Below are 20288 nucleotides of genomic sequence, written 5' to 3'. Positions count from 1 at the left end.
CCCGACGCCCGCCGCACAATCGCTGGGCGGGCGAAGGGAGGCCAGTCGCCCGCGGGAGGATATACCCATGACGGAAGCGATCAGGCTCTACTGGGGCCGGTTCGGACATGTTTCTGTCCTGAATGTCGCCAACGACTTCGTCACCCATGCCCATGTCGAGGCGCATCTGATCATCTGGCTGGACGGCACGGCCGGCGAGATGACCATCGGCCGCGAGACGGTGCGGCTCGGACCAGACACCGCCGCCGGCATCAACTCCTTCCAGCCGCACAGCCATGCCTTGTCGCACGATGGCAGGCCGGGCCTGTTCCTCGCCTTTTACATCGATCCCGACTGGGCTCGCCGGCGCCGTGACCTGCCCTCGTCGGCGCCGCTGTTCGCGCAGGCGGCGATCACGCTGGAGCCGTGGCTGCACCAGGCGGCGGCGCACCTGCTCGATCATCTCAGCGACAATGAGAGCATCGACGACATCGCCAATTACGAGATCGAGCGCTTCATCGACAGCGTGCTCGACGCCGCCGACGCCTCGGCGCCGCATGTGGCGCGCGGCCGCGTCAACACCATGCAGGATTTCCGCGTCCGCAAGGCGATCCAGCTGATGAAGGCCAATGTCTGCGAACGCATCTCCTTCGACGACGTGGCCCGCAGCGTCGGCCTGTCGAGGCCGCATTTCTTCGCCCTGTTCAAGGAGCAGACCAATCTGACGCCGAACGTCTATTGGAACACGCTGCGGATGGAGGAAGCCGTGCGCCAGCTGCAATGGTCGCAGGAACCGCTGATCTCGGTCGCCTGCAATCTCGGCTTCACCACCCAGGGCAATTTCTCGCGCTTCTTCCGCGACCATGTCGGCGTGCCGCCGACGCTCTATCGCGAGGCCGCGCGAGCGATGGCTTGAGCGGCCCTGGCTGCAGCGGCTCTATTTTCAGACTGATTGATAGGCACTCAAGACGCATTGATAAGCGCCGACTGCCTGTGCGCCCTACCCTTCCCGCCATACGCATCCGCAAGGGAACGGCTCCATGGCGAAAGTCACCATCTCCAGCGTCATCGACGCGCCGGTCGAACAGGTCTGGGCGCGGATACGCGACTTCAACGGCCTGCCGGGCTGGCACCCGCGCATGGTCGAAAGCCATATCGAGGACGGCAAGGACGCAAGCACGGTTGGCTGCGTGCGCAACTTCCAGCTCGTCAGCGGCGCCCGCCTGCGCGAAAAGCTGCTCGACTTCTCCGACGAGAAGTTTCTGGTCAGCTACTCCATCCTCGAGACCCCGCAGCCGATCACCAATCACAAGGCGACGCTGCAGTTGCGGCGTGTCACCGACGGCGACCGCACCTTTGCCGAATGGAGCGCGAGCTTCGACGCCGCTCCCGAGGAAGCCGACAAGCTCGCCGAAGGCATGGGCGCCAATGTCTTCCAGGGCGGCTTCAACGCGCTGAAGAGCCATTTCGCCGGCCAAAGCTGAGCCAAGGAGCGTGCCATGGCGCTTGCCCTCCAGACATTCCCGACGGTGAAGGACGCGAACGCGGCACTGCAGGCCGCCGGCACGCGCTATCTCGGCGGCGGCACGTTGGTCGTGCGCGCCGCCAATCAAGGCGATGTCTCTGTCTCCAGCCTCGTCCGCGCCACCGAACCGTCACTGTCGGCGATCACCGTTTCCGGCGGCAAGGTTCGCCTCGGCGCCTCCGTCACCATGGCTGCGATCGCCCGCCACCCGGAGCTCGCATGGCTTGCGCCCGCCGCGCGCGCCGTCGGCGGCCCGGCGATCCGCAACATGGCAAGCGTCGGCGGCAATCTCTTCGCGCCTGCGCCCTACGGCGACTTCGCCGTCGCGCTGCTTGCGCTGGACGCGAGCGTCGCCGCCGAGGATGGCGAAGTGCCGATCGAGACCTTCCTGGCCGGACGCGACGCCAGCCGTTCCATCGTCACCTCCGTCACCTTCGCCTTGCCCCGCCAGGAGAGCTTCCGCTTTCTCAAAGTGTCGCGGATCAAGCCCAAGGGCATTTCGGTGCTCAGCATCGCCGCGTTGCTGGAACGGGCGGACGACGGCACGATCACTTCCGCGCGCATTGGGCTTGGCTGCATGGCCGACCGGCCGATGCGCGCCCGGGCGGCCGAGAAGGCGCTGCTCGGCTGCCGGCTGACGCGCGGGGAGATCGCGCCGGCGCTGGCCGTGGCAAACGAGGGCATAGCGCCGATCACCGATCCGGTCGCCAGCGCCTGGTATCGCGCCGAAGTGCTGCCGGTTCATCTCGGCCGGCTGCTGCTCGCATGATGCCTGTCGCCCAAAAGCGCGTAGCGGCTTTGGAATTGCGACAGGCAGGAAGTCTCACACGTCGGGGGCGCGCGTCTGTCCGGATATCCGGGCAGGCGCGCTGGGAGGAAAGACATGGCGAAGGTCCCGGTCCAGTTCACGCTCAATGGCTCGGAAAAAGCCGAGTTCATCGACAGCGGCACGACGCTGCTCCACGCGCTCCGCGACAAGATCGGCGACACCTCGCCGAAAGGCGGCTGCCACCAGGGCACCTGCGGCGCCTGCTCGGTCATCGTCGACGGTGAGCTGAGGCTCTCCTGCCTGACGCTGGCCGAGACCTGCAACGGCGCCGTCATCAGGACCACGGCAGGTCTCGCCGAGGGCGGCGTGCTGCATCCGCTGCAGCGCGCCTTCCTCGATGCCTTCGCCACCCAATGCGGCTTCTGCACGCCGGGCATGATCATGGCCGCCAAGGTGTTGCTCGACCGCACGCCCAGTCCCAGCCGCGAAGAGGTGGTCGAGGCGCTGTCCGGCAACATCTGCCGCTGCACCGGCTATGAGCCGATCATCCAGGCGGTGCTGAGTGCCCCGCGTTCCAATTCGCAGAACGTGGCCTGAGGGGACCAAGAGAATGGAACTGCGCAAGAGCTATTTCGCCGATCAGCGCAAGGACGGCCTCAACGAGATCGGACAGCCGAGGCCGCGGCTCGATTCGCCCGGCCATGTCACCGGCAAGACCGCCTATTTCGCCGACCGCAATTTTCCGGGCATGTTGCATTTGAAGATGGTGCGCAGCCCGCACCATCACGCCCGCATCCGCGCGATCGACACCTCGGAAGCCGAGAAGCACCCCGGCGTGGTGAAGGTGCTGACGGCCAAGGACGTGCCGCACAATGTCTACACCATCCTGATCCTGATCCAGATCGGGCCGGAGGACGAAACAGTGCTCGCCGACGGCAAGGTGCGCTGGAAGGGCGAGGCGGTGGTGGCGGTGCTGGCCGAGACCGAGCGCGCGGCGCAGGAGGCAGCGGCCAAGGTCAAGGTCGACTACGAGGTGCTGCCCGCCGTCTTCGACATGGAGGAAGCGCTGAAGCCCGGCGCGCCGCTCGTCAACGAATACCACGGCCAGAACCACTACCTGTATGACAGCGGCGAGTGCCGCAAGGTCCGCTTCGGCGATGTCGAGGCGGGCTTTGCCGAGGCCGACCACATCCTCGAGCAAACCTACCAGTCCTCGCCGATCGAGCATGCGCCGACCGAGACGACCGGCTGTGTGGTAGCACCCGAGGGCAACGACCGCTTCACCTGCTACACCAACACGCAGGCGATGTTCTTCACCCTCGACAACGCCTCGATCATCCTGCAGATGCCGGGCTCGAAGCTGCATTTCGTCGGCGGCACCGTCGGCGGCGGTTTCGGCGGCAAGGTCGACGTCATCGTCGAGCCGATCGCCATCCTCGGCGCAAAATTAACCGGGCGACCGGTCTGTTTCATCTACAGCCGCGAGGAGGAGATGCAGATTTCGTCGCCCCGCGCGGCCGAAAAGGTGGTGATCAAGGACGGCGTCATGAACGACGGCCGCATCGTCGCCCGCAAGGTGACCGGCTACACCGACGCCGGCGCCTATTCGCGCCATTCGCCCTATGGCGCGCAGAAGGGTGCGGCGCACTATCCAGGGCCCTACACGATCCCAAATGTTTGGATCGACACCTATTGCGTCTACACCAACCGCACCCCCTCCTCCGCCATGCGCGGCTTCGGCGTCACCATCGGCGACTTCGCGCTGGAGGTGCAGATGGACAAGCTGGCGCGGCTGATCGGCATGGACCCGCTCGAGTTCCGCTTCATCAACGCCTACCGCGACGGCGACATGAAGGCGCATCGCCAGCCGACCGAGGGCGCGGCGCTGATCGAGTGCATGCAGGAAGCCTCGCGCGCCGCCAACTGGCCTGTGGCGGAGAAATTCATGGCGATGTCGTCCTACAGGAAGGGAGGCTGAGATGGCGATCCGGCGCGGACGCGGCGTCGCCGCGATCAACTATCCGACCGGCATGAACCTCGGTGGCGACCCCACCCAGGCGCTGGTCCATTCGACCCCGACCGGCAATTTCATGGTCACGCTCTCCAGCGTCGACCTCGGCCAGGGCATGAAGCAGATCATGGCGCAGATCTGCGCCGAGACCATCGGCGTGCCGACCGACCGCGTCATCGTCGACACCGCCGACACCGACACCGGCCCGCACTGCATGGGCACCTTCGCCTCGCGCGGCACGCACCGCGCCGGCAACGCCGTCATTCAGGCGGCTAGGGAAGCCCGCCAGGTGATGCTGGAAGTGGCGGCGGAAGAGCTGGAAGTCAACGCCTCGGACCTCGAGACCGACGGCCAGGGCAACATATTGGTGAAGGGCGCGCCGCAGAAATCGATCTCGATCTTCGACGTCGCGCTGTCGGCGCATTTCAAGCGCGGCCGCTCGATCTCCGGCCGCGGCATGTTTTTGATCCCGCGCTCCTATCCGGAGAAGGAGACCGGCGCGATGAAGCCGTCGACCTGCTACGCGCATGCCTGTACGGTGGCCGAGGTCGAGGTCGACGACGAAACCGGCGAGGTGACGGTGCTCAACGTCAAGAACGTCTTCGAGATCGGCCGCGCGCTGAACCCCAAGATGGTCGAGCAGCAGCTCGTCGGTGGTTCCTGGATGGGCATCAGCCACGCGCTCTACGAGACGACCGAGCCCTACTATCCGAACCGCGACCATGGCGGCACCGACTTCAACCAATATCTGATGCCGGGGCCCGGCGATCTCGCCGAGACCGAGATCATCGTGCTGGAACGGCCGTCAGCGGACGGTCCGTTCGGCGCCAAGGGGCCGGGCGAGATGTGCGCCAACCCGCAGATCCCGGCGGTCGCCAATGCCGTCTTCGACGCCGTTGGCGTGCGCATCGACACTTTACCGATCACGCCCGAGCGCATCCTGCGCGCGCTGAAGGCGCAAGCCGCGGGTTGAGCCGACAATGACCCGCGCCGACGCCGAACAGATCGCGGCTTCGCCGGAAGCGGTGGCGGCGCGCCTTGCCGCCTCGCGCTATCTCGCCGACGACGGCCTGGCGACCGCAATCTTCCTGGCGATCCGGCTGGGAAAACCGCTGCTGCTCGAAGGCGCGCCGGGCGTCGGCAAGACCGAAGCCGCCAAGGCAGTGGCCGAACTGCTCGGCCGCGAGCTGGTGCGCCTGCAATGCTATGAAGGCATCGACGCCGCGCATGCGCTCTATGAATGGAACTACCAGCGCCAGCTGCTCGCCATCCGCCATGCCGGCGAGCACGAAATCGACATCTATGACGACCGCTTCCTGATCGCGCGGCCGCTGCTGCAGGTGCTGCGCGCGCCTGAGCATCGTGTGCTTCTCGTCGACGAGATCGACCGCTCCGACCATGAGTTTGAAGCCCTGCTGCTTGAATTCCTCTCCGATTTCCAGATCAGCATCCCGGAACGCGGCACGATCCGCGCCGCAACGCAGCCGATTGTCATCCTGACCTCCAACCGCACCCGCGAGTTGGCCGAGGCGCTGCGCCGGCGCTGCGTCTACCACTGGATCGGCTATCCCGACGCCGCGCGCGAAGCCGAGATCATCATGCTGCGCGCGGGCGATGTCGCCGAGGCTACGGCGCGCGCGGTGGCCAATGCCGTGCAGCAGATCCGCGCCCGTCCGCTGGCAAAGCCGCCGGGCATCGCCGAGGCGGTGGAATGGGCGAATGCCGCCACCATTCTCGAAAAGGGCGGCAACCCGTGGCCGGAAGCCTTTCGCCGCGCCATCGGCTTGCTGATCAAGGACGAGGAGGATCTGTCCGCGATCGCGCCGGAACTTGGGAGGATCGTCGAGGAGTCACTGGCGTGAGCCGCGACCTCAACAATCCCTTCTCCCCGTTCACGGGGAGAAGGTGCCCCGAAGGGGCGGATGAGGGGCGGCGCCAACATGGGCAGACGATGGCGCTGCCCCTCACCTGCCTGCCGGCATCCTCTCCCCGTGAACGGGGCGAGGAAAGCTTGCCCCGCGCCGCCGCGCCCTTCCTTGGCTTTGCCCGCCTGTTGCGCCGTCATGCCTTCGCCATCGCACCGGAGCAGACTACCAGCTTCATGCAAGCGGTTACCCTCCTCGGTCCTCGTTCCATGTCCGACATCCGCGAGGCCGCGCTGGCGACGCTCGCGCCTTCGCCCGACCGTCGCATCGAATTCGAGGCGCATTTCCGCGCCCATTTCTACGCCGACGCCAGACCCTCGATCGCAGGCGAAGAAGACGAGGAAACCCGCATCAAGGACGATCGTGGCACCCGCGAGGAAGAAAGCCAGGACCCTCGCCAGGAGAAGGGCGGCGAGCTGTCCTCGGCGCGCGAGCAGTTGAGCAGCCGCGATTTCCAGCGCGACGCCGACGGTCTTGGCGCATTCCGCCGCAGGGTCGCCTCCGCCCTGCCCGCCCGTCGCTCCTTCCGCACCATCCGCACCCGCTCGCGCGGCACGCTCGATCTCAGGCGTTCGCTCAGCGAAATCGTCAGCGCCGACGGCGACATTCCTTCGCCGCAGCTCCGCCGCCGTCAGACCGTGCCGCGCAAGCTGCTCCTGCTCATCGACGTCTCCGGCTCGATGAAGCTCCACACCTCCGATTACCTGAAGTTGGCGCACGCCGCCGTGCAGAGCGCCGACCGTGCCGAAGTCTTCACCTTCGGCACGAGGCTCACGCGCATCACCTCGGCGCTGCGTATCCGCGATCGCGACCAGGCGCTCGCCCGGGCGGCGGTTTTGGTCGACGACTGGGACGGCGGCACTCGCATGGGGCCGACGCTGCTCGCCTTCCTTTCGGTGCCACGGTTTTCCGCCTTCGCCCGCGGCGCGGCGGTGGTCATCCTTTCGGATGCGCTGGAGCGTGGCGACCACGCCGATCTCGAGACCGCGATGCGCCGCCTGAGCGCCCGCGCCTTCCGATTGTCGCTGGCGACGCCGCTCGCCGGCGATCCGCGTTTCCGGCCGGCGACGGCGGCGCTGCGCGCCATCCTGCCGGTGCTCGACGATCTGGTCGACGGCTCGTCGCTGAAGAGCCTCACGGATTTCATCCTGTCGCTCGCCCGGCCCGCTCCGTCGGCCGAGGCCATCTGGAAAAGGGTATCGTGATGCAGAAGGCGATCGACTCGCATTTCCACATCTGGCGCCAGAAGGACCAGCCCTGGCTGGTCGGACCGATGGTGCCGCGCATCTTCGGCCCCTACGAGCCGATCCGCCGCGACTATCCAATCGAGGAATTCCTCGAAGACCAGAGGGGGTCTGGCGTCGAAAAGACCGTCTATGTCCAGACCAACTGGGCCAAGGAGGATTTCGAGAAGGAAGTCGCCTTCCTGCAGAAGACCGCCGACGAAACCGGCTGGCCGCACGCCATCGTCGGCTATACCGACATGACCGTCGACGATGTCCGGCCGCAGATCGACCGGTTAATGAAATACAAGCTGCTGCGCGGCGTGCGCATGCAGTTGCACTGGCACGAGACGCCGGCTTTCCGCTTCGCCGCCTCGGCAGACCAGGTCATCGATCCCACAGTGCGGAAGAATGTGGCGCGGCTGAAGGACTACGGCCTGTCCTTCGACCTCCAGCTTTTCCCGGCGCAGATGAAGGACGGCCTGACGCTGGTCGGCGAGAACCTTCAGACCAACTTCATCCTCACCCATGCCGGCATGCTGACCGGCATGGAACCGGAAACCACCGAGGCATGGAAGACCGGCCTGCGCACGCTCTCCGCCGCGCCCAATGTCTACGCCAAGCTGTCCGGCCTGGGCACCTTCGTCCACCGCAACGATCCGGCGCTGATCGCCTACATCGTCGACAACGCGATCGATATCCTCGGCTCGGACCATCTGATGTTCGGCTCGAACTTCCCGATCGAGAAGCTGTGGACCAGCCACGCCGAGCTGATCAAGGCGCACCGCGCGGCGGTGGCCAGGCACGGCGCGGGGGCGCAGGCGGATATCTTCTGGAACACTGCTGAAAGGGTTTATCGACCGACGTGAGAGATGAGGGCGCGACCAAAGGCGGAGCGAAGTTTATCTCGGCGATCGGCCCAAAATCCGAATGTCAATTCCGCGGCGAATGGCCTGAAACCTCGGCGCCCGCCGCCGGCGGCAGCACCAGGAAGCGGAAGGCGGCCGCAAGGCCGATTCCGCCGACCACCAGGAAGGCGATGCGGAAATCGATCAGATCGAGTGCTGCCCCGCCCCTCGCGATCTGCGACAGATTGAGGACCGCCGCCGCGACCGCCACGCCGAACAGCATCGATATCTGCTGCAGCATGCTGGACAGCGTCGCCGCCGAACTGCGCTGCGCGCCCGAGATATCGGCGAAAGCCAGCGTGTTGAGCGCGGTGAACTGCATCGAACGCGACAGGCCGGCGACCAGCATCAGCGCCACCACCAGCGCCTGCGGCGTTTCAGGCGAGATCGCCGCGCAGGCCATCACCGCGAGCGAGGCGATCAGGCCGTTGACGACCAGCACGCTACGGAAGCCGAAACGCCTCAGCGTCGGCGTCGTCACCGCCTTCATGCCGAGATTGCCGAGGAAATAGGCCAGGACGAGCAAGCCGGCATCGACCGGCCGCAAGCCGAAGCCGACCTGGAACAGCAGCGGCAGCAGGAACGGGGTGGCATTGATCGACACTCGGAAAATCGTTCCGGCCGACAGCGTCGAGATGGCGAAGGTCAGGACCTTGAACGCCCTGAGGTCGAGCAGCGGATGCGGCGTGCGCGCGAGGTGCCGCACCGCCAGCCAGCCGATCAGCACGCCGGCGGCAATCAGCGCCACGGTCGGCAAGACGCCGTCCTCAGGATGCGCGATGCGCTCCAGCCCGTAGAGCATCGCGGCGAGCCCGAGCGAGGTGAGCACGAACCCCGGCCAGTCGAGCGGCCTGGTCTCGGCTTCGCGGTCGCCCGGAACGAAGCGGGCGACCAGCAGCAGGCCGGCCAGGCCGAGCGGGATGTTGATGAAGAAATTCCAGTGCCAGGAGAGATAGGTGGTGATGAAGCCGCCAAGCACCGGTCCGACCACCGGCGCGAACAGCGCCGGCCAGGTGATCAGCGCGGTGGCGGCGATCAGCTCCGACTTCGACGCATTGCGCAGCACCAGGATGCGGCCGACCGGCGTCATCAGCGCGCTGCCAAGACCCTGCACGACGCGGGCGGCGACAAATTGCGAAAGGTTATGTGAGAAGCCGCAGGCGATCGAGGCCAGGGTGAACAGGGCGATGGCGACCAGGAAGACGTTGCGCGCGCCGAAACGGTCGGCAAGCCAGCCGGACAGCGGCACGAACACGGCCATGGCCAGCATGTAAACGGTGATGCCGATGCTCATCGCCACCGCCGGCACGCCGAAGGACTGGCCCATTTGCGGCAGCGACGTCGAGATGATCGTCGAATCCAGGAGCTGCATGAAGAAGGCGACGGCGACGATCAGCGCCACGCGCCGTGCCTGGCGCGCCGGCATGGCTGTCGACGGCTGGGACAACATCGGATTGTCGGGGATGCTGCTCATGACGGACCTGGTTTGAACAGCATTGGACCAGCCTAGTCCAGTGGTTATCCAACAAACTTTTGTGGTGCCTCGCCGCCTGTTATGGGAAAGTGGGCCTAAGAGGGGAAATGGGATGAAGCCCATCTATATCGACTATCTCAACGCTCTCGATATCGAAGCGCTGGCGATGACCGATGCCGAGATCATCGGCGCGGTCGAGGCCGGCCTTGTCGCGCAAGGCAAGGGCCAGACGGTGATCGAACCGCGCGTCCATCTCGAGCCGGACCCGTCATTCCACGGCCATTTCAATGTCTTGCGCGGCTACGTGGCGCCGCTCGACGCCGCCGGCGTCAAGATCGTCGGCGACTACGTCGACAACTATCTGCACGGCCTGCCTTCGGAATTCGGCATCCTCAATTTGTTCGATCCACGCACCGGCACGCCGCGCGCCATCCTCGACGCCACCGTCATCACCGACATGCGCACCGGCGCCGTCACCGCCATCGGCGCCAAGCACCTGGCGAAGAAGACATCCAAGGTGCTCGGCCATATCGGCGCGCGCGGCACCGCCTACTGGAACGTCCGCCTGCTCGACCATCTCTTCGACTTCGACGAGATCCGCGTCCATTCGCGCCGGCCGGAAAGCCGCGATGCTTTCGCGGCGAAACTGTCGGCCGACCTCGGCAAGAAAGTCACCGCGGTCGCCGACTGGAAAAGCTGCGTCCACGGAGCCGACATCGTCGTCGAGGCCTCGCGGCTCAACGAACCGCAGCCGCTGCTCAAGACCGAATGGATCAAGCCGGGCGCGCTGGTGGTGCCCTATGGCACGATGAGCGCGGTGGAGCTGTCCTTGACCGACATCATGGGCAAGATTGTCGTCGACGATTGGGGCCAGTGCAAGAGCGGCAAGTTCGGCTCGCTGCGCGCCCATGTCGAAACCGGGCGGCTGAGCGAGGCGACGTTGCATGCCGAACTCGGCCAGATCGCCGCCGGCCTGAAGCCTGGCCGCCAGGGCGACGACGAGACCATCCTGTTCTGGCATCGCGGCCTGTCGCTCTCAGACATCGCGCTCGGCAAGGCGATGCTGGCCAAGGCCGGCACGCAAGGCGTCGGCCAGAGGCTGCGTTTCGCATGACCCCGCTCGTCCTCACCGGCGCCGGCGTCAGCATGGAGGATGTCGCCGCTGCCGCGCGCAATGCGGCCAAGGTGGAGGTCACGCCCTCCGTCATGGAACACCTGGCCAAGGCGCGCAAAGTCCTCGATGAAGCTGCCGCCGCCGGCCAGCAGATCTACGGCCTGAACACCGGGCTCGGCGCCAATCTCGGCACCGCAGTCGAGGGCGACGCCAGCGCCTTCCAGCGCCAGCTTCTCGATGGGCGCGGCGCCGCCGTGGGTGACGCGTTGCCCATCCAGCTCGTGCGGGCAGCGATGTTTGCCCGCATCGCCATGCTTTCAGCCGGCGGCTCGGGCCTGTCGCCGCATGTGTTCAGCGCGCTGGTCGAAATGCTGAACGCGGGCGTGCATCCGGTGATGCCGGCGCTCGGCTCGATCGGCGCCGGCGACCTGGTGATGATGACGGCGATCGCCCACACGCTGATCGGCGAAGGCGACGCCGACTACCAAAGCCGGCGCATGCCTTCGGCCAAGGCGCTTATGATGGCGCGCCTCCCTCCGGTCAGCCTGGCGCCGAAGGACGGCTTGTCGCTGATCAATGCTTCGGCGGTCTCCACCGGCGCCGGCGCACTGGCACTTGTCGACGCGCTGTCGGCGATGGAACAGCAGCAGCAGGCCGGCGCGCTGACCATGGAAGCGCTTGCGGCCAACCGCACCATTCTCGATCCGCGCCTGCATGTCGCGCGGCCCGCGGCCTGCCAATTGCTGGCGGCAAGGACGCTGCGCGACCTGCTCGCGCGCGATCATGAAACGACGCAGACGAGCTTGCAGGATCCGCTGTCGATCCGCTGCATGCCCTCGATCCACGGGGCGCTGATCCAGGCGATCGATCATGCCAGGCTGGCGGTCGAGATCGAGCTCAACGCCGCCGCCGACAATCCGCTGGTGCTGGTCGAAGACGCGTTAGTGCTGTCGACCGGCAACTTTCACACCGCGTCACTCGCGCTGGCCTTCGAGACGCTTGGCCTGGCAATCGCGCAATGCGCGGGGGCTTGCGCCGCTCGCTTCATCCAGCTCACCGGCTCGGGCCGCAACAGCCTGCCCAAATACCTGTCGCCGCTCGGCGGCGCCTCCGCCGGCTTCGTGCCTCTGCAGAAGACCGTTACGGCGATCCTGGCCGCGATCCGCCATAAGGCCAACCCCGTGATGCTCGATTACCTGCCGGTCTCGGAAGGCGTGGAGGATCACGCCACGCAAACGCTTCTGGCGGTTTCGAAATGCGCCGACATGATCGTACTGTGGCGACGCCTGATCGCCATGGAACTGATGGCGGCGGCCCAGGCCGTTGACCTGCGTGAAGGGATCACGCTGGCGCCGGCAACCGCTGTCATCCACGCTTCTGTCCGCACGCATGTCCCCGCGCTCAAGGAGGACAGGCCGCTCGGGGCCAACGCCAACGTGCTCTACGCAGCGCTCGCCGACGGCTCTTGGCGGGCCTGAAAAACAAAGAGTTAGCCGCGTTTCTTGAATCGGCGTCAGCGCGACACGCTTCAGATGACCGCCCGACGGCGTCGATTAGCCCGCCGCGATCAGCACAGTACTGTCCGGCGACCAGCTGAGCACCACCGGCTGACCTTCAGCCAACCTTTCGGCGCCGGTGTTCTGCACGATCACCTTCAGCGTCTGGCCGTCGCGGTCGACAAAATAGGTGCTGTTGTTGCCGGCGAAGATACGCTTGGACACCTGTCCCTTGAGCGTATTGGCATTGTCCGCATCGGGCTTCGCCGCGCCGGTCGAGATCTGGATCCGCTCCGGCCGCACCGCGCAGCTCGCCCTGGCGCCGGCTGCCAGCGAAGGCCCAGAGGCAGCGGCGATCGTCGTGCCGTCGGGCAGCCTGATCCCATTGCCGGTCGCGTCGCCGCGAAAGATGTTGGCGTCGCCGAGGAAGGTCGCGGCGAACTCGCTTTGCGGCCGGTCGTAGATCTCCTCCGGCGGCCCCTCCTGCACCAGCCTGCCATCGCGCAGGATGCCGATGCGGTCGCTCATCGTCAGCGCCTCTTCCTGGTCGTGCGTGACGAAGATGGTGGTGATGCCGATCTCGCGCTGGATGCGCTTCAACTCGATCTGCATGTCGACGCGCAGCGCCTTGTCGAGCGCGCCGAGCGGCTCGTCGAGCAACAGCACGCGCGGCTTGGTGACGATGGCGCGCGCCAACGCCACACGCTGGCGCTGGCCGCCGGAGAGCTGGTGCGGCCGACGGCCGCCGAGCTTGCCGAGCTGCACGAGGTCGAGCGCGCGCTGCACTTCGGCAGCGATCGACGCCTTCGGCTCGCCGCGCACCGACAGGCCGAAGGCGACGTTGTCGGCGACGCTCATATTGGGAAACAGCGCATAATTCTGGAACACCATGCCGATCCGCCGCTTCTCGACCGGCACGCGCTCGACGCTTTCGCCGCCGATGGCGATGCGGCCGGTGTCGGGAAAATCGAAACCGGCGATCTGCCGCAATAGGGTGGTCTTGCCGCTGCCCGACGGCCCGAGCAGCGCATAGAAGCCGCCATCGGCAAAATCGATCGAGACGTTATCCAGCGCCCTGTGCGCGCCGAAACTGCGGGAGACATTCGCGACCTGAACGCCTGCCATTATTTCTCTCCGCCGAATTTGAAGAAGCGCGCCGTGAGCAGCATCAGCGCCATCGAGACCACGATGATGATGGTGGAAACCGCGTTGATCTCGGGCGTGAAGCCCTTGCGGATCGCGGCATAGATCTCGACCGGCAGCGTCGTCTGGCCGGGCGTCGACAGGAAGTAGGAAACCACGAACTGGTCGAACGACACTGCGAAGGCGAACAGCCCGCCGGCGATGACGCCGGGCATGATCCACGGCAAGGTGACGCGGTTCGTCACTTGCCACTGATTGGCGCCGAGCGAGCGCGCCGCCTCCTCCAGCTCGGGCGCGAAGGTCTGCAGCCGGGCCGACACGACCACGATGACGTAAGGCAGCGCCAGCGCGACATGGCCGAGCAGGATCGCCACCAGCCCGCGGCCGATGCCGATGCCGAAGAAGAAGATCAGCATCGCCGTGCCGGTGATCAGCCACGGAATGGCGATCGGCGGGAAGAGCAGCGCCTGCAGGACTTTCTTGCCCGGGAAGTCGCAGCGGTAGAGCGCCAGCGAGGCGGCCGAGCCGAGCACGGTCGCGATGACGGTGGTGATCACCGCGATCTCGATGCTGTTCCAGGTCGCCGCAATCAGCTGGTCGTTCTGCCAGAGCGAGGCATACCAGTCCGTCGTCCACTCGAGCGGCAATTGGTAGAAGGGCGAGGCGTTGAACGACATCAGCGCCATGATGATGATCGGCAGATAGAGGAAGCCGAGCAGCAGCACGATGTAGCAGCGCCCAAGCCATTCGAGGATGCGCGTCGTCGCCATCAGGCGGCCCTTTTCAGCATCGGCGACGCCACCGCCAGGATCACCAGCACGACGGCGAGCAGGATGAAGGACAGCGCCGCGCCCAGCGGCCAGTTGAAGACCGCGACGAACTGGTCCTCGATGACGGTGCCGTAGAAGGTACCGGTGCGGCCGCCGAGGATGCGCGGCTCCATGAAGGAGCCGACGACGGGCACGAAGATCAGCGCTGCCCCGGCGATCAGGCCAGGCATCGACAGCGGGATGATCACGCGCCAAAGAACCTGCCGCCGCGACGCGCCGAGCGAGCGGCCGGCCTCGATCAGCGAATCGTCGATCGCCTGCAGCGTCAGGTAGCAGGTCAGCACCATGTAGGGCACATAGGAGTGCACCAGGCCGATGATGACGGCCGGATAGGAATACATCAGATCGATGTTGATCTTGAACGGCAGCACGGCGTTGAGCGCCGTGTCGAGGATGCCGCCCTCGCGCAGCACCATCGCCCAGGAGAAGATGCGCACCAGCCCGTTCGACCAGAACGGCAGGATGACGAGCAGGAAGATCGCCTCGCGGCTGCGTCCCTTCAGCACCTTGGCCAGCACATAGGCTGCCGGATAACCGATCACCACGCACCAAAGGGTGACCTCGAGGCCGAGCCGCAGCGAGGCAAGCAGAAGCGTCAGATAGAGGCTCTGCGAGAAGAAGGCCGCGTAATTGTCGAGTGTGAACGCCCATTCCCTCCCGGCCAGCGGCAGGTCGGTCATGAACGAGAAGAAGACCATGGCCGACAGCGGCAGGAAGATCGCCACCGTCAGCCACAGATAGGCCGGAAGGAGAAGCGGCAGGGCCGGCTTCAGCCCGCGCCGCGAACCGATCGCATGCTGGTCAGCCATGGATGCCTCTCCTCCCCGAAAGACGCCGACTACTTCACGTTGACCTTCAGCTCCTGCCAGAGCGCCAGGTACTTCTCGCGCTGCTCGTCGGTGACCGGCGCCTGGAACTGGATGCGCTTGGCGACCTCCGGATCGCCCATGACCTTGCGGTTGAAGGCATCCTCAGGCAGCGCCTCGACCGCCTTGGTGTTTGCCGACACCGGCGCGCCGACCTTGGTGACCCATTCGACGTAGAATTTCGGGTCGATCATGTAGTTGATGAAGGCTTCGGCGCCCTCGACATTCTTGGAGCCGGCCGGGATCGAGAAGGCGTCGAGCCAGGCGACGGCGCCTTCCTGCGGGATGACCAGCGAAACTGGCAGCTTGAAATGCGTCTTGGCGCGGTCGGCCGAGCCGCTCCAGTAGGTGCCGATGTCGATCTGGTTGGAGGCGACCATCTGGTTCCAGTCGTTCTCCGAGCTCCAGAACGTCTTGATCTGCGGCATCAGCGAGGTGAGCTTCGCCTTGACCGCTTCCATATCCTTGATGTCGTTGATGTTCTGGCCACTGGCAATGGCGCCGAACTGCACCGCCTCGACGGCATCGTCGCGGATGATGACGCGGCCCTTATGCGCTGGATCCCACATTTCGGCGATGCTTGTCGGTGGCTTGGGGAACGACTTCTCGTTGATCGCTAAGGCGGTCAGCCCCCAGACCCACGGCACGCCATAGACCTTGCCGTCATGGTTGAGCATCGGTGAGCCGGCCTTGTCCTTGCTGATGTCGGCGTAGTTGGCAAGCTTCGACACGTCGATCGGCTGGATCAGCTTGCCGGCCATTGCCTGATCGTTGAAGGCGGCATTGATCATGACGACGTCGTAAAGGCCGGGATTGGTCCTGAGCTTGGTCAGCATCTCCTGTTCGGAGTTGAAGAAGTCGTTGACCACCTTGTTGCCGGTCGCCTTCTCGAAGGCTGCGATCGCCCATGGCTCGTCGGCGCCGTAACCCTTCCAGTTGAGCACATGCACTTCGCCGGCATTGGCGGCAAGCGTGAATGCTGAAGCGAAGACGGCTGTCGCCGTCAGAAAAGCGGTCAGTCTGGGCATGCGCATGTTTCTTTCCTCTCATTGTTTGCCCGGTTTGCGGGCTTGTTAAGTTGTGGCCTCTTGTTCCCGGTCCTGAGCGCTCGCCGTTTGAACGCGCCGGGCAAGGAATTCCTGGATTTCGGCGTCGGTCGGCGCCGACGATCCGCCATGACGAGTGACGGAAAGCGCAGCCGCCGCGTTGGCGTAGCGCGCTGCTTCGTAAGGCGGCATTCCGCGCGACAGGCCGCTGACGAAGGCGCCGATATGGGCATCGCCGGCGCCGTTGGTATCGATGGCTTCCACGTCAAAGCCCGGCACCGCCTGCGTCCGGCCATCGGCAAGCCGTACGAGGCAGCCCTGCGCGCCGGCGCGGATGACGACGCCCGCCGCTCTCTGGCAATGGTCGGCGAGCAGCCGGATGGCGACGGTCTGCGCGTCGCCCGAACCGGCGATCTCGGCCGCCTCGTTGGTGTTGCAGCTCAGCCAGGTCGTGCGCGCCAAAACCCGGTCCAGGATCGGGCGCGGGATCTCGGCTATCACCGGCGTCGGATCGAAGACGAAGGGGACTTCCGCAGGCAGCGCCTCGATCCAGTCGGTGAGCGTATCTCGGCTTCCTGGATAGCTCAGCGTGTAGCCAGAGGTGAAAACCCAATCGCCCGAAAGGATTTGGACCGGCTTCATCATGTCGAGCGTGAGCCAGCTCTCAGCCCCCGGCCAGGAGACGAAGGTCCGTTCGGCATCGCCGCTGATCATGGCGACGCAATTGCCGCTGTCCATCAACGGCGATGGCAGCGTCAACGTCGTGATGCCTTCGGCGGCAAAGGCCGTGCGCAGGAAATCGCCGTCGGGCCCGGTGCCGAGCTGACCGCCGAACACCACCCTCATGCCGGTGCGGCTCGCCGCCACCATCATGTTGAAGCCGCCACCGGCGACCCGCGCGTAGCTCGACGCGGTCTTCTCGGTGCCTGGCGCCGGCAAGGCGTCGATGCGGTAGACATAGTCCACCACGGCGCTGCCGACATGGACCAGCCGTCCGCTCATGCGGCAGCCTCCTTGCCGGAGCGGATCTTTGCCTTGCGTGCCGCGACGAGATCGTCTGCCAGCGCGCGAACCTCGGCGAGATCGATGCCGTGCAACTTGGCGATGCGGTGCTGCGGCAGGCGCGACAGTCCGGCTGAGGCGCCTGCCATGCCGGCGGCGATGGCGCCGATCGTGTCGGTGTCGCCGCCGAGATTGGCGCTGATGACGGCCGCCCGCCAGGGATCGCCATCGGCGACCTCCAGCACGGCGAACGCCGCCGGAACCGATTCTTGGCTGGCGACGCCGGTGCCGACCAGATCGACGATCAGCCTGATCGCTTCTTTCTCAGTCTTGCCGCGCACGAGATCCTGCGCCCAGGCGATCCGCGCTGCGATATCGCCGCCGGTGACCCAATTCCCGTGCGTTGCCCCCAGCCGCGCCGCGGTCACGGCGCGCCCGGAAGCCGCGCGCCAGTCGGCGCCTGAGACTCCGCTGCTGACCGCCGCAGCGACCGCGGCCGCCGAAGCTATGGCGATCGAGGTGTTGTGCGTCGCCCGGCAGGTTTCCGCGACCTTCGCAACCAGCGCGTCGAGCGGCTCCGGTGGCATCATGATGCCGACCGGCGCGATGCGCATCGCCGCGCCATTGGTATCGCCGGCGCTGCCGGCTTCCTCCGGCGGCACGCCGTCATTGATGGCGTCGATGGCGCGCTTGGTCGACGGGCCGAGCAGGTCGTAGCTGCCGCGCGCCTTGACCTCGCGCTCCCAGTCGAGCAGCGCATTGACCCAGCGCGTGTGGTCGAAACGGTCGCCGGACTCGACCATAATGCGGCCAAGCAGCAGCGCCTGTTCCGTGTCGTCGGTGATCGTGCCGGCAGCAAGGCCCTTCGACACCGGATGATCGTCGACGGGCGCGACGAAGTCCTCGACATGGCCGTAAAGTTCGGCGATCCGGGCCGGCGACAGAAGCTGCGTCGGCATGCCCAGCGCGTCGCCAAGCGCGCCGCCGATCAGCGCGCCCATGGCGCGGTCGATCGCCCCGGCCGCAGGCGTCATCTCAAAACTCCAGATGCAGGGCGAAATGCGCCGGGTTGAGCAGGCTGGTGACGAATTCGATGGCGCGGCCGTCGGCGGCGCGGGTCAGGCGCCGGGTGCGCAGGAAGGGCGTGCCGGGCGCGCAATCGAGGATAGCGGCATCCGCCGCGCTCAGCATCTCGATGTCGACCCATTCCTCGCCATGGTCGGGCACCAGCCCTGCCCCGCGCAGCGTCTGGTGCAGCGAGCCTTCGCGCAGGCCGCGCAGCGGCACGTCTTCCAACTCGGGCGAAAGCGGCAGGCGGCTGCGCTCGATCGAAATCGCATGGCCGTCATTTGCATTGGTGCGGACGCGATCGACGGCGATGAAGGCCGGATTGCCAAGGCCGAGCCTGGCGGCAAGGTCCGCGTCCTCGATGACTTCGAGCCGCAGCGTGCGCGTCTCGGCATTGGCGCCGGCATTGGCAAGCGCGCGCGACCAGCCGACGGCATCGTCGACCGGCATGCCGTCGAAGGTGACGAAGGAACCGATGCCGACCCTGGTGGTGATCAGGCCCCGGCTCGACAATTCCTCGAGCCCTTTGCGGACCGTGTTGCGGCTGACGGAGAAGCGCTGGACGAGTTCGTTCTCGCTCTGCAGGCGGTCGCCGAAGCCGAGCACCCCGGAGCGGATTTCGTGCTCCAAAACCGTCGCGATCTGCTCGGGCTTGCCGGTTCCGGGGGTGATCTGCGTCGCGCGACGGGCCATATCGATACCTGTTCAGTGAACCTGTATAGTCCTGTTCAATAGTGCGTTCGAAAGGCGGCGTCAACGGGTAAGCCTTTGAGCAGGGAACGAACTCCTCAGGCGACTGCCTCATTCCCATTTTCAACCGTCGCGCCGCCCCTCACCTGCCTGCCGACCCCTCTCCCCGTATAGTGACGGGGAGAGGGGCGCTGTCCTGCCGGTTTCGCCAATCATCAGCGTTGCCAAGAAAGGGCCGTCGTTGTGGCCAGCCCCTTCTCCCCGTCACTATACGGGGAGAAGTGCCCGGCAGGGCGATGAGGGGCGGCGCCAACCTCGGACAATTGGCAACTGGCGGCGACGATCGCCAGTCAGACGAAGAAGAATTCCTCGACCCGCTGCTTGGCCTTGCGCAGCCCAGGCAGGATCTCGCGCTCCATCGCCTCGACCGAAAAGCGGGCCGACTGCGTCGAGACGTTGATGGCGGCGACGACCTGGCCGGTACGGTCGCTGATCGGTACGGCTATCGAACGCAGGCCGAGCTCCAGTTCCTCGTCGACAATGGCGAAGCCGTCCGTCTCGGCCTGTTGAACCGCCTTGGCCAGCAAGTCCCGCCTGACGATCGTCTTCGGCGTCCGCCGCTCGATCTTTGCATCGGCGAGGAAGGTCTTCATCTCACCGGCGCTCAGGCCGGAGAGCAGCACGCGACCCATCGATGTGCAGTAGGCGGGCAGCCTTGTGCCGACGTCCAGCGCCACGCTGAGGATGCGGCGGCCGGGGATGCGCGCGACATAGACGACATCCTCGCCCGACAGCACCGCGGCGTTGCAGGCCTCGTCGAATTGCGCGGCCACCTCGCGCATGATCGGCGCCGCGAAGGTCCACAGCGAGGCGCCGCCGAGCCAGGTCCGCGCGACGGTGAGCAGGCGCGGCGACAGTGAAAACAACCGGCCCGACTGAGTCGCGTAGCCGGTGGCGACCAGCGTCAGCAGAAAGCGGCGGGCGCCGGCGCGGGTCAGGCCCGCCTCCTCCGCCATCTCGGTCAGCGTCATGCCGGCCGGGTAGCGGGCGAGGATCTCCATCACCGCAAGGCCGCGCTCCAGCGAGCCGACATGATCGCGCGAACTGGCTTCGTCTTCCACGACTGGGCCCATGGCATTGACTCCCCGTCAGGGCAAGATTAGAAAGTATCTCATATAAAACATATGTTCGCAATGCGAACTTTCTTGCCAACGCCGGA

At 66.1% G+C, this 20288-nt stretch carries 20 protein-coding genes; 11 read left to right on the top strand and 9 right to left on the bottom strand.

Annotated features, from left to right (window positions below; genetic code table 11):
* The first annotated feature begins 67 nt into the window (after window positions 1-67).
* The 9 genes from EN857_RS12000 to EN857_RS11960 all read left to right on the top strand — a co-directional run bounded on the left by EN857_RS12000 (window position 68) and on the right by EN857_RS11960 (window position 8301).
* Window positions 68-895, top strand: coding sequence for an AraC family transcriptional regulator (locus EN857_RS12000; protein ID WP_127286804.1), 828 nt, complete (start codon window positions 68-70; stop codon window positions 893-895).
* A 124-nt stretch (window positions 896-1019) separates the two neighbouring features.
* The gene (locus tag EN857_RS11995; RefSeq protein WP_127286803.1) at window positions 1020-1463 is read left to right on the top strand and encodes an SRPBCC family protein; all 444 of its coding nucleotides are present in this window, start codon (window positions 1020-1022) and stop codon (window positions 1461-1463) included.
* Between the two features lie 15 nt (window positions 1464-1478).
* Window positions 1479-2273 (top strand): FAD binding domain-containing protein, encoded by a 795-nt coding sequence (locus EN857_RS11990; protein ID WP_128346635.1) that lies wholly within the window; start codon window positions 1479-1481, stop codon window positions 2271-2273.
* A gap of 114 nt (window positions 2274-2387) precedes the next feature.
* Window positions 2388-2870 carry a (2Fe-2S)-binding protein gene (locus EN857_RS11985; RefSeq protein WP_135858667.1) on the top strand — a complete coding sequence of 161 codons (483 nt, stop codon included), beginning with the start codon at window positions 2388-2390 and terminating at the stop codon, window positions 2868-2870.
* A gap of 13 nt (window positions 2871-2883) precedes the next feature.
* Window positions 2884-4251: a xanthine dehydrogenase family protein molybdopterin-binding subunit gene (locus EN857_RS36150; protein WP_127390976.1), complete on the top strand. Its 1368-nt coding sequence runs from the start codon at window positions 2884-2886 to the stop codon at window positions 4249-4251.
* 1 nt (window position 4252) lies between these two features.
* Window positions 4253-5257 (top strand): molybdopterin cofactor-binding domain-containing protein, encoded by a 1005-nt coding sequence (locus EN857_RS36145; RefSeq protein ID WP_127390975.1) that lies wholly within the window; start codon window positions 4253-4255, stop codon window positions 5255-5257.
* Window positions 5258-5264: 7 nt separating this feature from the next.
* Complete coding sequence (locus EN857_RS11970; RefSeq protein ID WP_127390974.1) at window positions 5265-6146, top strand: MoxR family ATPase; 882 nt, start codon at window positions 5265-5267, stop codon at window positions 6144-6146.
* Window positions 6147-6235: 89 nt separating this feature from the next.
* Window positions 6236-7414: a VWA domain-containing protein gene (locus tag EN857_RS11965; RefSeq protein ID WP_127390973.1), complete on the top strand. Its 1179-nt coding sequence runs from the start codon at window positions 6236-6238 to the stop codon at window positions 7412-7414.
* The gene (locus EN857_RS11960; RefSeq protein WP_187331267.1) at window positions 7414-8301 is read left to right on the top strand and encodes an amidohydrolase; all 888 of its coding nucleotides are present in this window, start codon (window positions 7414-7416) and stop codon (window positions 8299-8301) included. The genes EN857_RS11965 and EN857_RS11960 overlap by 1 nt, the downstream gene beginning before the upstream one ends.
* A gap of 64 nt (window positions 8302-8365) precedes the next feature.
* Here the strand turns inward: EN857_RS11960 and EN857_RS11955 are convergent, their stop codons facing one another.
* Complete coding sequence (locus EN857_RS11955) at window positions 8366-9814, bottom strand: DHA2 family efflux MFS transporter permease subunit (protein ID WP_127390971.1); 1449 nt, start codon at window positions 9812-9814, stop codon at window positions 8366-8368.
* A 112-nt stretch (window positions 9815-9926) separates the two neighbouring features.
* Between EN857_RS11955 and EN857_RS11950 the strand changes: the two genes are divergently transcribed.
* Window positions 9927-10928: an ornithine cyclodeaminase family protein gene (locus EN857_RS11950; RefSeq protein ID WP_127390970.1), complete on the top strand. Its 1002-nt coding sequence runs from the start codon at window positions 9927-9929 to the stop codon at window positions 10926-10928.
* On the top strand, window positions 10925-12406 hold the full coding sequence (gene hutH, locus EN857_RS11945; RefSeq protein WP_127390969.1) for a histidine ammonia-lyase: 1482 nt from the start codon (window positions 10925-10927) through the stop codon (window positions 12404-12406). Before EN857_RS11950 ends, hutH begins: the two co-directional genes overlap by 4 nt.
* Before the next feature lie 75 nt (window positions 12407-12481).
* Here the strand turns inward: hutH and EN857_RS11940 are convergent, their stop codons facing one another.
* The 8 genes from EN857_RS11940 to EN857_RS11900 form a co-directional block, all read right to left on the bottom strand.
* Window positions 12482-13549: an ABC transporter ATP-binding protein gene (locus EN857_RS11940; protein ID WP_127390968.1), complete on the bottom strand. Its 1068-nt coding sequence runs from the start codon at window positions 13547-13549 to the stop codon at window positions 12482-12484.
* Window positions 13549-14337 (bottom strand): ABC transporter permease, encoded by a 789-nt coding sequence (locus EN857_RS11935; protein WP_127310478.1) that lies wholly within the window; start codon window positions 14335-14337, stop codon window positions 13549-13551. The genes EN857_RS11940 and EN857_RS11935 overlap by 1 nt, the downstream gene beginning before the upstream one ends.
* On the bottom strand, window positions 14337-15206 hold the full coding sequence (locus tag EN857_RS11930; protein ID WP_127310479.1) for an ABC transporter permease: 870 nt from the start codon (window positions 15204-15206) through the stop codon (window positions 14337-14339). The genes EN857_RS11935 and EN857_RS11930 overlap by 1 nt, the downstream gene beginning before the upstream one ends.
* Before the next feature lie 29 nt (window positions 15207-15235).
* Window positions 15236-16297 (bottom strand): ABC transporter substrate-binding protein, encoded by a 1062-nt coding sequence (locus EN857_RS11925; RefSeq protein WP_127310480.1) that lies wholly within the window; start codon window positions 16295-16297, stop codon window positions 15236-15238.
* Between the two features lie 39 nt (window positions 16298-16336).
* Window positions 16337-17311: a PfkB family carbohydrate kinase gene (locus tag EN857_RS11920; protein ID WP_127310481.1), complete on the bottom strand. Its 975-nt coding sequence runs from the start codon at window positions 17309-17311 to the stop codon at window positions 16337-16339.
* Complete coding sequence (locus EN857_RS11915) at window positions 17308-18345, bottom strand: ADP-ribosylglycohydrolase family protein (RefSeq protein ID WP_135858663.1); 1038 nt, start codon at window positions 18343-18345, stop codon at window positions 17308-17310. The genes EN857_RS11920 and EN857_RS11915 overlap by 4 nt, the downstream gene beginning before the upstream one ends.
* 1 nt (window position 18346) lies before the next feature.
* A complete protein-coding gene (locus EN857_RS11910) occupies window positions 18347-19072 on the bottom strand; it encodes a GntR family transcriptional regulator (protein WP_127310483.1) in 726 nt (241 codons plus the stop codon).
* A gap of 347 nt (window positions 19073-19419) precedes the next feature.
* A complete protein-coding gene (locus tag EN857_RS11900) occupies window positions 19420-20190 on the bottom strand; it encodes an IclR family transcriptional regulator C-terminal domain-containing protein (RefSeq protein ID WP_127390980.1) in 771 nt (256 codons plus the stop codon).
* Window positions 20191-20288: the final 98 nt, after the last annotated feature.

The sequence above is a fragment of the Mesorhizobium sp. M4B.F.Ca.ET.214.01.1.1 genome, assembly GCF_004791545.1.
Classification (GTDB): domain Bacteria; phylum Pseudomonadota; class Alphaproteobacteria; order Rhizobiales; family Rhizobiaceae; genus Mesorhizobium; species Mesorhizobium abyssinicae.
Note: the sequence above shows the minus strand (reverse complement) of the source record. Positions and strands in the feature narration are given on the sequence as shown.

Excerpts from the sequence above, each read along its gene's own strand:
- EN857_RS12000 (WP_127286804.1), top strand. The coding sequence starts at position 68 with ATGACGGAAGCGATCAGGCTCTACTGGGGCCGGTTCGGACATGTTTCT.
- EN857_RS11995 (WP_127286803.1), top strand. The coding sequence starts at position 1,020 with ATGGCGAAAGTCACCATCTCCAGCGTCATCGACGCGCCGGTCGAACAG.
- EN857_RS11990 (WP_128346635.1), top strand. The coding sequence starts at position 1,479 with ATGGCGCTTGCCCTCCAGACATTCCCGACGGTGAAGGACGCGAACGCG.
- EN857_RS11985 (WP_135858667.1), top strand. The coding sequence starts at position 2,388 with ATGGCGAAGGTCCCGGTCCAGTTCACGCTCAATGGCTCGGAAAAAGCC.
- EN857_RS36150 (WP_127390976.1), top strand. The coding sequence starts at position 2,884 with ATGGAACTGCGCAAGAGCTATTTCGCCGATCAGCGCAAGGACGGCCTC.
- EN857_RS36145 (WP_127390975.1), top strand. The coding sequence starts at position 4,253 with ATGGCGATCCGGCGCGGACGCGGCGTCGCCGCGATCAACTATCCGACC.
- EN857_RS11970 (WP_127390974.1), top strand. The coding sequence starts at position 5,265 with ATGACCCGCGCCGACGCCGAACAGATCGCGGCTTCGCCGGAAGCGGTG.
- EN857_RS11965 (WP_127390973.1), top strand. The coding sequence starts at position 6,236 with ATGGCGCTGCCCCTCACCTGCCTGCCGGCATCCTCTCCCCGTGAACGG.
- EN857_RS11960 (WP_187331267.1), top strand. The coding sequence starts at position 7,414 with ATGCAGAAGGCGATCGACTCGCATTTCCACATCTGGCGCCAGAAGGAC.
- EN857_RS11955 (WP_127390971.1), bottom strand. The coding sequence starts at position 9,814 with ATGAGCAGCATCCCCGACAATCCGATGTTGTCCCAGCCGTCGACAGCC.
- EN857_RS11950 (WP_127390970.1), top strand. The coding sequence starts at position 9,927 with ATGAAGCCCATCTATATCGACTATCTCAACGCTCTCGATATCGAAGCG.
- hutH (WP_127390969.1), top strand. The coding sequence starts at position 10,925 with ATGACCCCGCTCGTCCTCACCGGCGCCGGCGTCAGCATGGAGGATGTC.
- EN857_RS11940 (WP_127390968.1), bottom strand. The coding sequence starts at position 13,549 with ATGGCAGGCGTTCAGGTCGCGAATGTCTCCCGCAGTTTCGGCGCGCAC.
- EN857_RS11935 (WP_127310478.1), bottom strand. The coding sequence starts at position 14,337 with ATGGCGACGACGCGCATCCTCGAATGGCTTGGGCGCTGCTACATCGTG.
- EN857_RS11930 (WP_127310479.1), bottom strand. The coding sequence starts at position 15,206 with ATGGCTGACCAGCATGCGATCGGTTCGCGGCGCGGGCTGAAGCCGGCC.
- EN857_RS11925 (WP_127310480.1), bottom strand. The coding sequence starts at position 16,297 with ATGCGCATGCCCAGACTGACCGCTTTTCTGACGGCGACAGCCGTCTTC.
- EN857_RS11920 (WP_127310481.1), bottom strand. The coding sequence starts at position 17,311 with ATGAGCGGACGGCTGGTCCATGTCGGCAGCGCCGTGGTGGACTATGTC.
- EN857_RS11915 (WP_135858663.1), bottom strand. The coding sequence starts at position 18,345 with ATGACGCCTGCGGCCGGGGCGATCGACCGCGCCATGGGCGCGCTGATC.
- EN857_RS11910 (WP_127310483.1), bottom strand. The coding sequence starts at position 19,072 with ATGGCCCGTCGCGCGACGCAGATCACCCCCGGAACCGGCAAGCCCGAG.